Here is a 12,215-nt window from a genome sequence, read left to right on the forward strand (position 1 = left end):
TCTCTACCGACTCACGGCCGGCACCGGCACCGCATCGATCAGCGCCCGCGTGTACTCGTGTGTGGGCGCCGCGAAAATCTGCTCTGCCGAACCGTATTCCACGATCTTGCCGCGATACATGACGGCGATGTCGTGCGCCAGGTTCCGCACCACGGACAGGTCGTGCGAGACGAAGAGGTAGGACAGGCCGCGCTCGGTCTGCAGGTCGCGCAACAGGTTCAGCACACCCGCCTGGATGGAGACGTCCAGGGAGGAGACCGGCTCGTCCAGCACCAGCAGCTCCGGATCCAGCGCGAGCGCGCGGGCGATGCTGATGCGCTGCTTCTGGCCACCGGAGAAGTCGGCGGGGTAGCGGTCGGCGTGTTCCGGGCGCAGCCCGACCTGCTCGAGCAATTCCGGTACCCGGCGAGCGATTTCGGCCCGTGACCGCCCGTCGATGCGCAACGGCTCGGCGAGCGCGTCGAAAACCGGCAGGCGCGGGTCCAGCGAGGCGGTGGGATCCTGGAAGACGATCTGCATCTTCCGGCGGATCTCCCGCCTGCGCGCCTTGCTGAGCGAAGCGACGTCGCTGCCCATGATCTCGATGGTGCCCGCCTGTGGGGAAACCAGGTCGAGGATCTGCGTGAGCGTGGTGGATTTACCGGAGCCGGACTCGCCGACCAGCGCCAACGTGCGCCCGGCACGCACCTCGAAGCTGATGCCGTCGACCGCCCTGACCTCGCCCTTGCGACGGCGCAGCAGCACACCCGAGGTGATCGGGAAGACCTTCACCAGGTCCGAGACCCGCAGCACCACCTCCGAATCCACCTCTGCTTCGGCCTCCGGCTCGGCGATCTCGCGGCGATAGGCCTCGAACAGCGCATCCGTGCCCACCTCGGCAGTGCGTATGCAGGCCGCGCCGTGCCCGGGATCGATCGGCTCCAACGGCGGTTCCGCGGCCCCGCACTCTTCGATCGAGATCGGGCAGCGCGGTGCGAACGAGCATCCTGGCGGCAGGGCGTGCATGGCGGGCGGCGCACCGACGATCGGGATCAGCGGACGCCGCGGCGGGCCGTCCATACGCGGGATCGAGCCGAGCAGTCCGACGGTGTAAGGCATCCGCGGCGCGTTGAACAACGCCGTGGTGGTAGCGGTTTCGACGATCTTGCCTGCGTACATGACCGCGACGCGGTCGGCCAGCGTCGCGGCGATGCCCATGTCGTGGGTGATCATGATGACACCCGCTCCGGTGATGTCGCGCGCCTTGCGCAGCAGGTTCAGGATCTGCTTCTGCACGGTCACGTCGAGCGCGGTGGTCGGCTCGTCGCAGATGATCAGCCCCGGATCGTTCGCGATCGCCATCGCGATGACCACGCGCTGGCGCTGGCCACCGGAGAACTCGTGCGGAAACGCCTTGGCCCGCACCTCCGGATCCGGGATGCCGACCAGGTCGAGCAGCTCCACCGCCCGCTTCGCGGCTTCGCTCCTGCCCATCTTCCCGTGCGCGAGCAGGGCTTCCGCGATCTGCTCGCCCACCCGGTAGACCGGTGTGAGCGCGGAGAGCGGGTCCTGGAACACCATGCTGATGGAACTGCCGCGCAGCTTGGACAATTCGCGATCGCCGAGACCGAGCAGCTCCCGGCCGCGGAACCGGATCGACCCGGTGATCCGCGCCTGCTCCGGCAGCAACCCCATCACCGCCAGCGAGGACACCGACTTGCCCGAACCGGACTCACCGACGATGGCGAGCACCTCGCCGTCGGACACCGTGTAGGTGACTCCGCGGACCGCGTCGATCCGGCCCTCCTCGCTGGGGAAGGACACCCGCAGATCGGTGATCTCCAGCAGTGGTGCGGCCGCGGTCGTCTCGGCCTTCTTCTCGGTGGCGCCCGCGCCTGTCATGCTCGATCCTTCTTCTTCTTCGACCGTGCCCCCTTGGCGCCGGGATCGAACGCGTCGCGCAGTCCGTCGCCGACCAGGTTCGCGCAGAGCACCGTGAGGATCAGCAGACCGCCGGCGAACAGGAACAACCAGGGATAGGTCAGCGCCGATTTGGTGCCCGCCGCGATCAGCGAACCCAGCGACACGTCCGGCGGCTGCACACCGAAACCGAGGAAGCTCAACCCGGTCTCGGCCATGATCGCCGAGCCGACGGTGAGGGTGGTGTCGATGATCAGGATCGAGGCGATGTTCGGGATGACGTGGCTGAGGATCACCGTGCGGGTGGGCGCACCCATGTACCGTGCGGCCCGGACGAATTCGCGATCACGCAGACTCAGGGTCAGGCCGCGCACGATCCGCGCCGAGATCATCCAGCCGAAGCAGGACAGCAGGACGATCAGCAGCAGGATGGAACCGCTGCCCTTGGTGCGCGGCGCGAACAGCGCGATGATGATGAAGCTCGGCACCACCAGCAGCAGATCGACCAGCCACATGATCGCGCGGTCGGTCCAGCCGCCGAGCAATCCGGCCAGCGAACCGGCGGTGGCCGCGATCGTGGTGGACAACAGCGCGACGCACAGGCCGATCACCAGGGATTTCTGCAATCCGCGCAGGGTTTGCGCGAGCACGTCCTGACCGATCTGGGTGGTGCCGAACGGATGATCCAGGCTCGGCGGTTGCAGCAGGGCCGTGTAGTCCAGTTGCTGGTAGTCGTAGGGCAGCAAGGGCGGCAGCGCGAAGCTCGCGACGAACAGCGCGATCAGGACCAGGCCGCCCGCGACGGCGGGCTTGTTGCGCAGGAACCGCCGCAGGACCAGCTTGCGCCGTCCGGTCGCGGTGACCTCCGGAGCGCCCTGGACGATGATTTCGGCTTCGGTCATGCTGCCCCTCCTACGGGCCGGTCGCTCATCCCACACGCACCCTGGGGTCGAGGAACGCGTACACGATGTCCGACAGCAGACCCGACACCAGCACGACCAGTCCGGCGAACGCGGTGACCGTCACCACCACGTAGAGGTCCTGGGCGTTGATCGAGTCGACCAGCCATTCACCGACGCCGTGCCAGCCGAAGATCTTCTCGGTGAACGTCGCTCCGGTGATCAGGCCGCCGAGGCTGTAGGCGAACAGCGTGGCCATCGGGATCAGCGCCGTGCGCAGGCCGTGCTTGTACAGCGCCTTGCTGCGAGTGAGGCCTTTCGCGCGGGCGGTGCGAATGAAATCGCTCTGCAACACATCCAGCATGGCATTGCGCTGGTACCGGCTGTAACCGGCCATGGCGCCGAGAGCCAGCGCGGTGGTGGGCAGGATCAGATGCTGGACGCGGTCGAGCAACTGCGGCCAGAACCCGTCGATCCTGCTCGCCGACGTCTCGCCGGTATAGAGGAAGATCTGCGATCCGGTGAGCGAATTGATCTCCAGCGCACCATATTTCAGCAGCGTCGCGAGCAGGAACACCGGCGTGCTCAAAACGAGCAGCGACACCACCGTCGTGAAGTAGTCGCTGAATTTGTATTGCCGGATCGCGCCCGCCGCGCCGATCAGAACGCCGAGCACCGTGCCGACCAGTGAGCCGACGATCAGCAACCGCAGGCTCACCGCCACCCGCCGTGGCAGCTCCTCGCTCACCGGCTGACCGGCGAGCGTGGTGCCGAAGTCGCCGTGCGGGATCCCTTTGATCCAGGTGAGGTAGCGCTCCGGAATCGGGTCGTCGAGATGCAACTCTTCGGCCTTGGCGTCGATCACTGCCTGTGGCGGGCGCGGATTGCGTTGTTCGAGACTGTCCAGCGGCCGGAACGTCAGAGACGCCAGACTGAACGTCAGGAACGAAGCCAGCAGCAACAGCACGACATAGTTGAGCGCGCGTCGTAGCAGGAAGCCGGTCATCAGTCCTCTGGTCTTTCGGCTGGACGTGCCAGCGTCGGTATTAGTCCCCGATCATAAGGACGTGCTTGCGGGCGCGCGTGCCACATGACATCCGGGCATGTCCGAGTATCGTCCGGCCACGGGGGCCGGGCACGGGCCCGGAGTCGTCCGGCAGGATGGAATGGGTGACGCCCCCGCACCTGCCCAAGCCGAAGATGGTCGCCACCGATGTGGACGGCACGCTCATCGATCACGACGAGCGGGTGACCGCGCGGACCAAGGCGGCGGTAGGCGCCCTGATCGCCGACGGTGTGCCGTTCGTGCTGGCCACCGGGCGGCCGCCGCGCTGGATCGATCCGGTGGTGCAGGGCCTGGGCTACGCGCCGCTGTGCGTGTGCGGCAACGGCGCGGTGATCTACGACAGCGCCACCGACCGGGTGCTGGCCAGCATGACGTTGGACGTGCCGACGCTCGCCTGGCTCGCCGACCTCGCCGAGCGGGCGTTGCCGGGCTGCGGTCTCGCGGCCGAACGCGTTGGTGAGAGCGCGCACGACGCGGTGACGCCGCAATTCGTCAGCTCGCCCCAATACGAGCACGCCTGGCTGAATCCCGACGACACCTCGGTCGCCCGCGAGGAGGTCATCGACGCGCCCGCCATCAAGATGCTGATCCGACTACCGGGCGCGCGCAGCTCGGACATGCGCTCGGTGCTCGCGCCGCTGATCGGCGAGCGAGCCGACATCACCTACTCGACCGAGCACGGGCTCATCGAACTGTCCGCGCCCGGCATCACCAAAGCCGCCGGTCTGACCGTGGTCGCCCAGCGGCTCGGCGTGGACGCGGCCACCATCGTCGCGTTCGGCGACATGCCCAACGACGTCCCCATGCTCACCATGGCGGGCCACGGCGTCGCCATGCGCAACGCCCACCCCGAAGCCCTGGCGGCCGCCGACGAGATCGCCGAATCGAACTCCGACGACGGCGTCGCGCGCGTCCTCGAACGCTGGTGGGTATGAGTTGTGTTCGATTCGCCGCGCTTTCGCGCTGCCTGTCCGCGGCCCTGACGCGGAACGCGTTCGAAACGACTCGGAGCCCGGCGTATAGCCGAGCTCCGAACCGTGTGTCATCTGCGAAGTTGTTCTGGTTCAACCCTCGGGTGAGGGTGAAGCGGCTGGGGCCACCGCGGCCGGGTCGGTGACTGCGGGTGCCGAGCCGTGAGGGGTGTGAACGGCAGCCGGGTCTTGTGTGTTCGCGGGCGCCGGACCGATCGGGGTGGGACTTCCCGCCGGCGCGGGTGGCCGGGGGAGCGGGGTACGCGCCTCTGGAACCTGGTTGACAGCTGGTGCGGGGGCACTACCGGGAATAGAGACCGACGGGGCCGAGGCATCGCCCGGAACTGGGGTGCCGCCCGGAGCGGGCGCATTGCCCGAAGCCGGGGCACTGCCGGGAGCCGGGGCACTGCCGGGAGCTGGGGCACTGCCGGGAGCTGGGGTGCTGCCAGGGACCGGGCCGCTCCCGGGAACTGGGGTGCTGCCGGGAGCGGGGGTGCTGCCAGGGGCCGGGGCACCGTCCAGAACCGGCGCGCTCAGGTGAGCCGGTTCGCGGTCAGGAGCGGGGGCGCTCACCTGAGCCGGGGCGCTGCCCGGAAGCGGGGCGCTCACCTGAGCCCCGACCGGTTCGCGGCCCATCTGTTCCTGGTAGGTGTCGTTGTAGGTCTTCCACACTGTGGTGACGATGCCGGTGAGCTGGTTGAGGATCAGGGAGCCGCGCTCGAAGTCCGCGCGCAGGCCGTCCGGGACCGGGTAGGCGTTGCGCAGCGGTAGCCCGAGGACGCCCGTTTCGGCGCCGAGTTGCAGGAAGCGGTCCAGGATCGTGCCGAGAACCTCGACGACCCGACCGTCCGCCGCGGTGTAGACGTATCCGTTGGAGAACTTCGCGTACTGCCGGCCCTGTGCGGTGGGCAGCACGTCGGACCGGGCGGTGCCGAGTGGTCCGTTCGGTCCGCCGGAGTGCGACCAGTGCCTGGCGATGATGTTGTCGTGCACCATGTTCAGCAGCTTCGTGGTCAGCGCCGCGAGATCCGCCACGTCGGATTCATCGATCGCGGGAAGTTGGCTGTTGTGTCCGCCCGAGGCGCCCGGAGTGCCTGCGGCGATGTCGCGGATCCGATCCATCAGCGCGTACGCGGCGTCGCCGGGGCAGGTGGTGTTGCCGACGTCGCGGTGTGCGAAGACGATCGGCAACCGCACCGCCTCGCCCCGGGCATACGGAGTGAACGAGGTGCCCTCCGAGTACATCGTGGTGGAGCCTTTGGGGTCCAGACCGGCGACCTTGGTGCGCCAGCCCACGAAAGCCCCGATCGCCTCGATCGCCGCGTCCGTCGGTTGTTCGGACTCGTAGTTGCCCATCAGCGCGACGCCCGAGGTGTTCTCGTTGAAGCCGCCCGCGTGTGCACCCTGCACGGGCCGGTCGAGGCCGCCGGAGCGTCCTTCGAAGACCTGACCGTACTTGTCGACCAGCGCGTTGTACCCGATGTCGCACCAGCCCAACGTCTTCGCGTGATAGGTGTAGATCGCGCGGACGATCCCCGCCGACTCGGACTTGCTGTAGTCGTTGCGGCCCGCGGTGTGGTGCACCGTGACGCCGCCGAGGTTGTCGTCATAGGTCGGCTGGTCACAGCGGATGGACTCGTCGGCGCCCCACTGGGCGCGGGTGATGACGCTCGGCCCGCCTGGCAACGGCGCGGCGACATCGTGCAGCGAACCGTCGACGGCGCCGCGGCCCGGATCGATGAGCACGGCGGTCAGGTCTGCGACCTGCTGGGCCGGATCGTCCGGCCGCGGGACGGGTTGTCCGGCCGGAGTGTCCGGCTGGGCCGGATCGTCTGCGATCGGGCCAGGCTGCGCCACCGGCCGGATCGTCGGAGCCGCTGATTGCTCGCGGGTGACCAGCACCTGTACGGCGTTCGTGTTGCCGACGTAGATCGGTTCGGTCCCGTCGGTCGCGCCCGGGCCGGAACGGTCGGTGCGATGGGTGTCGACCGGTTCGGTCTCGTACCACGGCCCCCACGTGCCGTCGGGCTGCCGAGCGCGGATCGTGGCCTTGGTGTCCGCCAGCTTTTCGGCGGTGAGCGCGACCATGCTGAACGGCGTGTCGCTGGAGAGTTCTTTGACCTGGGCCCCCACCTGACTCATCAATTCGGGGGTCACAGCCCCAGGAGACAGCGCGGGAGTGTCGGGCGTGGTTCCGGGCTGGAGCCGGCCGGGATCCGCGATGAATCGGACACTACCTGTGGTGGGTTGGGAAATTGTCTGAGCAGGAGAATTCGAGTTTTCGGCCCGCTGGCTCGAAGCGATCTCCGGGACGGAGGTTTGGTCGGAATTCGAGCTGGGTAGTCGTATTCGCTCGGATAGCCGTCCATCCGGTGGTAGCGGTGGTCGGTCCGGCATCGCGATGGACTCCGGAGTCGGCAGCATGCGCAGGTCGGAAAGGCGCAGCTCAGGCAGGGCCAGCCCGGTGAGTTCGCGCAGCGGTAAGACGATATCGGGAGCCTGCGTGAGCGCTACCTCGGCCAGTTCGGCCGATACGGCGGCCAGTTCGCTGTTGGTGGCGGTGCGGTAGTCGGTGGAATCGCTGGGCGCGAGCGTGGCGAGCGGGGCCGCGACCGCGAGGGTGGTGACCACCGGGAGTACGTAGGGACGTTTCGGTTTGCGGTACCGCACGAGCGTCTCCAATCAGGTCGAACCAGTGATCATGAGTGATTCCGGGGTTACTTCCTGATGTATCAATGGTCACAATAGCCACAATTGTCACATTGCTAAACCTCTTGTTGAGGATTATGTGATTGCCTGAATGTAGCTCGTTGATTGCGCGTGGTCGGAGAACGTGTCCGAAAGGTTACGGATCAACCCCGTCCTGGAATGTCCTGGCAAGTGAACGAATGCATCGTAGAGCGAGCGTGCAGGGGACAAGAGTGCTGGTAATAAGGAGTTTCTTCGAACGTCGATCCCGGATGCGGAGTCGGCGAACCATCCGCCGCGCAGCGCTGAACTCCATGTTGCTCAGCGGCATCGGGCTTATCGCTGGCACAGTGCTGTCCAGCTGGCCGGAAGGGGCTCCCTACCGACCTTTGGTCGGGCCGGGGCACGGGCGCGGCATGAGTCAGGTCGGTGCGTTCGAGAGCGCGCGGCAGGGCTGGGGAGCCGAACGCATCCTCGCGCGCTACTACCCCGGTGCGGCGCTCGCCACCGTCGCGCCCGCAGCCGTCCGGGTGCGGCTCATGGCGCAGGACGACTCGTCCCTGGACGCCTTCGCCGCCGCCGGTGCGCGGGTGGCGGGCCGAGAAGTCACACCCGGCCAGGCCGCGCACCTGACGCCTCTGCCGGGCGGTGGCGCGAATGTGGTCGTCACGCACGGCTGCGACGGCGAGGTGCTGTGGCAGGCAGCGACCGACGACCCCTGGATTCACCCGATCGATCCCAGCCCGAATCGCCCTGCGGCGGAACATCTCACGCTGTGTGGTGGTTCGGCGTATCGCGGTGCGCTCGGCGTCGCCCTCGAGGACGGCGCGGCCCGCACGGTCAACCAGGTGGACGTCGAGGACTATCTGCTCGGTGTGGTCCCGGCCGAGGTGCAGGCCAACTGGGCGGACAAAGGCGCGGCCGAGGCGCTGCGCGCCCAGGCGATCGCGGCGCGTTCGTATGCCCTTGCCGAACAACGTTATCCGTACGCGCGGACCTGCGACACAACTGCCTGCCAGCGGTATCCGGGTACCGCGAAGGAGGATTCGCGAACGTCGGCAGCGGTCGCGGCCACGGCAGGCGCCGTATTGCTGCGCGAAGGCCGGATCCTGCGGGCGGAGTACTCCGCCGCGCCGGACGGTGCGGAACCCGCCGGCATCGACACTCTCGACGTCGGCCCCGCGCCCGGTGAGCCGGTGACCACCGCCCCCACCGAGGATCCGCGCGAGCAGGCGTCGGTTACCGAGTCGGCGATCGACGCCGAATACCGCCGCATCGGCGGCGCGAGCAGCGGAATCGGTGCGCCGCTCGGTCCCGAGATGATCCTGCCGCAACGGGCGGGCACCTACCGGCACTACACCAACGGCGTCATCGTGGTGACGCCCGCGCTGGGCGCGCAGGTCGTCGACTACTCGCGGATGTTGCAAGTGGTGCCGGAAGCACCAGGAGCACAGGGGATCCCGCCCAGTCACGCACCTGCTGCGGGTGACTCGCCTCGACTTGGCGGTGCGGTGGGACTTGGTGGTGCGGCGGGATTTGGTGGTGCGGCCCAGCCTGGTGGGGCGACGCAGCCCGGTAGTGCGGCCCAGCCTGGTGGGGCGACGCAGCCCGGTAGTGCGGCCCAGCCTGGTGGTGCGGCCCAGCCTGGTGGTGTGGCGCAACCCGGTGGTGTGGCGCAACCCGGTGGTGTGACGCAACCCGGTGGTGTGACGCAACCCGGTGGTGTGACGCAGCCTGGTGGTGCGGCCCAGCCCGGAGGGGCGGCCCAGCCCGGAGGGGTGACTCACCCCGGCGACGCGGCCCAGCCCCGGAGGGCGACTCAACCGACGGTGTCGCCGCACTAGGCGGTACAACGACGTCCGCTGGGCGTCCGCCAATGCCGGGGCGGTGCCCGGTGATGGCAGCGGCCGTAAGCGGGCATGGCCTCTGGCAGGCCGATGATCCGCCAACCGAGGTTCCAGCCGATCTGATGTCTAGGGCACGGATTCTTTTGATGCGGCTAGTGGTGGCGCGGAACTCACATAGCGGACTTTCGGCAGCCGCGTCCACGTTCGCGCTGCGCTGGCGGTCGAGAAATCGCGGCGAATCAGGGGTTGACCTTGACGTAACGTCAACTTGCATGCTCGTTATACCGACGAGAGCAAGGAGGGAGGACAGGTCATGGTCACCGGGGAATGGTCCATTCAGGATCTGGCGAAGGCGGCCGGTACCACCAGTCGCACGCTGCGTCACTACGGGCAGCTCGGGCTGTTGCCGCCCAGCCGGATCGGCGCCAACGGGTACCGCTACTACGACCAGGGCTCCCTCGTGCGGTTACAACGCATCCTGCTGCTGCGCGAACTCGGCCTCGGCCTTCCGGTCATCGCCGAAGTCCTCGCCGGAGAGCAGGACACCGCCGCCGCGCTGCGCACGCACCTGCAACTGCTTCGGCAGGAACAGGATCGGATCCGGCGGCAGATCGAGTCGGTGCAAACCACGCTGCACAAGACGGAAAGAGGTGAACAACTCGTGGCAGCAGAAGTTTTCGACGGCTTCGACCACACGAAGTACAAGGACGAGGTGATCGAACGCTGGGGCAAGGAGGCCTACGAGAGCGGCGACCGCTGGTGGCGCTCGATGTCCGACGCGGACCGGAAGGCCTTCCAGCAGACCCATCTCGACATCGCCGCCGACTACGGCCGGGCGCACGCCGACGGGCTCGCGCTCGACAGCGACGAGGTGCAGGCCATCGTCCAGCGCCACTACGACTGGATCGGCGTCGGCTGGCAGGGGCGGCCGGTGGTGAAGGAAGCCTTCATCAACCTGGGCGAGATGTACGTCGCCGACCCGCGCTTCGCGGTCAACTACGACGTGCACGGCGCGGGCACCGCCGAGTACGTGCGGGACGCGATGAAGATCTACGCCGAGCAGCGGCTGTAGATCCCGCCTTACCGACGGCCGGTACGCGCACCCGCGTACCGGCCGTCATTCATTCCGGGGTCGAAGTGCGGTCGCCCCGTCCGAGCGCGTGCATCAGTTGGTCTTCGGTGATCGGGGGGACCGGGAGTGGATGGGCGGCCTCCGCGCGTAGGCCGTCGAGTACCAAGCCGAGGTGGCGCCGCCAGGCTTCGGGGGCGATGTGACCGGTCGCCTCGACGATTCTGGTGTGTGACCAGGTGATGAAGGCGATGTCCTCGAGTACCCAGTCGGCGCGCAGGACGCCGGCTTCCTGGGCGCGGGCGATGATCCGGCGCATCAGGCCGTGGCCGTATTCCTGTGCCCGAGCGATGGCGCGGCTGGGGGCGGTGCGAACCGCCAGTTCGCTGAGTAGCCGGTCGGCGGCTTGCAAAGCGCAGACCCGCTCCACCAAGTAGACGAACGACTCCCAGGGATCGTCGATGGCCAGCGCGTCCTCGGCGATGCGGCTGCCCGCTTCGATCCGGTCCTCGACCGCGGCCGCGATGAGGTCGTCGCGGGTGGGGAAGCGGTTGTACAGGGTGCCGATGGCGACTCCCGCGCGCGCGGCGATCTCCTTCAGCGGTGCGTCGAGACCGCGTTCGGTGAAGACCGCGCGGGCGGCGGTCACGAGCGCGTCCCGATTGCGCTGGGCGTCGCTGCGTAACGGCTTGTCCACGGCCCGATCCTACAAATCCGGGTCACTCCATATGTTGAGCATAGGTTCAAGTTGCGTTAGCCTCGGGCGTGAACTTGAACCATAGCTCAACTTAAGCGGGAGTGAAAATGGCCGAGACGATCGCGATCTTCGGGTACGGCCCCGGGCTCGGTGTCGGCACGGGACGGCGATTCGGACGCGAGGGATTCCGGGTGGCGGTCATCGGGCGTGACCCCGAGAAGGCGCGGCGGCACGCCGAGGAGCTGCCGGCCGAAGGGGTCGAAGCCGCCGCCTTCCCCGCGGACGTCACCGACGCCGCGCAGGTCACCGGGGTGATCGAGAACATCGAGGCGACCTTCGGGCCGATCGACGTGGCGATGCACGGCGCGGCGGGCAACATGAGCGACCGGCTGCCATCGACGCTGGAGGTGGACGTCCCCTCCCTCGCGGTGCCGATGGCGCTGAAGCTGCACTCACCGATCCTGGTGACAAGGGCCCTCGCGCCGGGAATGGTGGAGCGCGGCGACGGCGCGCTGCTGTTCACCTCGGGCTCGTCGGAGCATTTCCCGGCGCCCTATCTGGCCAATTTCGGCATCGCCCTGGCGGCGCAACGCGGTTACCTGCGCCAGCTGGAGATCGAACTGCGCGGCACCGGCGTCTACGTCGGATTGCTGAACATCGGCGCGCTGATCGAAGGCAGCAAGGCCGCGCAGATCGTCGACGAACATCCCGAACTGATTCCCGAGGGTCTCGAGCTCGTACGGATCAGCGCGGACGAACTCGGTGACCACTACTGGCGGCTGTACACCGAGCGGGACGAGGTCGAACTCGACGTCGGCTTCCCGGCCTGAGCCCTGCCCACGCGTGGGAAAGCCGCCTTGATCGCGCCACGGCTCGAGGCGGCTCGCGGGGCGCTGCGAACACCGCGGAACCGGGCGCGACGAGCCGGCCAGGGGAGTAAACAGCCGGTCAGTTGCCAGCGGAGTCCTTTTCAGCGAACAACCGGCGAAATCCAGAGGTCGAGGGCGTGAAACCGGGTGCGGCGAGCGGTGCCGCTCAGCGCAGTTCCGACTCCACCCGGACGCGCCGGGGACTTCCGA

The 12,215-nt window shown here is 68.1% G+C and carries 9 protein-coding genes; 4 read left to right on the top strand and 5 right to left on the bottom strand.

Annotated features, from left to right (window positions below):
• Positions 1 to 3: 3 nt before the first annotated feature.
• From K8O92_09530 to K8O92_09540, 3 genes are read right to left on the bottom strand one after another with little or no spacing between them, the layout of a single operon-like run.
• Entirely contained in the window at positions 4 to 1,881 is a 1,878-nt protein-coding gene (locus K8O92_09530; GenBank protein UAK34107.1) for an ABC transporter ATP-binding protein, read from the bottom strand.
• Entirely contained in the window at positions 1,878 to 2,801 is a 924-nt protein-coding gene (locus tag K8O92_09535; GenBank protein ID UAK34108.1) for an ABC transporter permease, read from the bottom strand. The genes K8O92_09530 and K8O92_09535 overlap by 4 nt, the downstream gene beginning before the upstream one ends.
• A gap of 25 nt (positions 2,802 to 2,826) precedes the next feature.
• Positions 2,827 to 3,804 (bottom strand): ABC transporter permease, encoded by a 978-nt coding sequence (locus K8O92_09540; protein ID UAK34109.1) that lies wholly within the window; start codon positions 3,802 to 3,804, stop codon positions 2,827 to 2,829.
• A 155-nt stretch (positions 3,805 to 3,959) separates the two neighbouring features.
• Here K8O92_09540 and K8O92_09545 point away from each other — a divergent pair, with 155 nt between their 5' ends.
• A complete protein-coding gene (locus tag K8O92_09545) occupies positions 3,960 to 4,799 on the top strand; it encodes an HAD family hydrolase (GenBank protein UAK34110.1) in 840 nt (279 codons plus the stop codon).
• Between the two features lie 129 nt (positions 4,800 to 4,928).
• On the opposite strand, the gene K8O92_09550 is transcribed toward K8O92_09545, so the two are convergent.
• Positions 4,929 to 7,505 carry an N-acetylmuramoyl-L-alanine amidase gene (locus K8O92_09550; GenBank protein UAK34111.1) on the bottom strand — a complete coding sequence of 859 codons (2,577 nt, stop codon included), beginning with the start codon at positions 7,503 to 7,505 and terminating at the stop codon, positions 4,929 to 4,931.
• Between the two features lie 332 nt (positions 7,506 to 7,837).
• Here K8O92_09550 and K8O92_09555 point away from each other — a divergent pair, with 332 nt between their 5' ends.
• Both K8O92_09555 and K8O92_09560 read left to right on the top strand, forming a co-directional pair.
• A complete protein-coding gene (locus K8O92_09555; protein ID UAK35561.1) occupies positions 7,838 to 9,367 on the top strand; it encodes a SpoIID/LytB domain-containing protein in 1,530 nt (509 codons plus the stop codon).
• Positions 9,368 to 9,683: 316 nt separating this feature from the next.
• Entirely contained in the window at positions 9,684 to 10,442 is a 759-nt protein-coding gene (locus K8O92_09560; GenBank protein ID UAK34112.1) for a MerR family transcriptional regulator, read from the top strand.
• Positions 10,443 to 10,491: 49 nt separating this feature from the next.
• Here the strand turns inward: K8O92_09560 and K8O92_09565 are convergent, their stop codons facing one another.
• A complete protein-coding gene (locus K8O92_09565) occupies positions 10,492 to 11,136 on the bottom strand; it encodes a TetR/AcrR family transcriptional regulator (GenBank protein UAK34113.1) in 645 nt (214 codons plus the stop codon).
• A gap of 107 nt (positions 11,137 to 11,243) precedes the next feature.
• Here K8O92_09565 and K8O92_09570 point away from each other — a divergent pair, with 107 nt between their 5' ends.
• On the top strand, positions 11,244 to 11,966 hold the full coding sequence (locus K8O92_09570; protein ID UAK34114.1) for an SDR family oxidoreductase: 723 nt from the start codon (positions 11,244 to 11,246) through the stop codon (positions 11,964 to 11,966).
• Positions 11,967 to 12,215: the final 249 nt, after the last annotated feature.

Source organism: Nocardia asteroides (genome assembly GCA_019930625.1).
GTDB lineage: Bacteria > Actinomycetota > Actinomycetes > Mycobacteriales > Mycobacteriaceae > Nocardia > Nocardia sputi.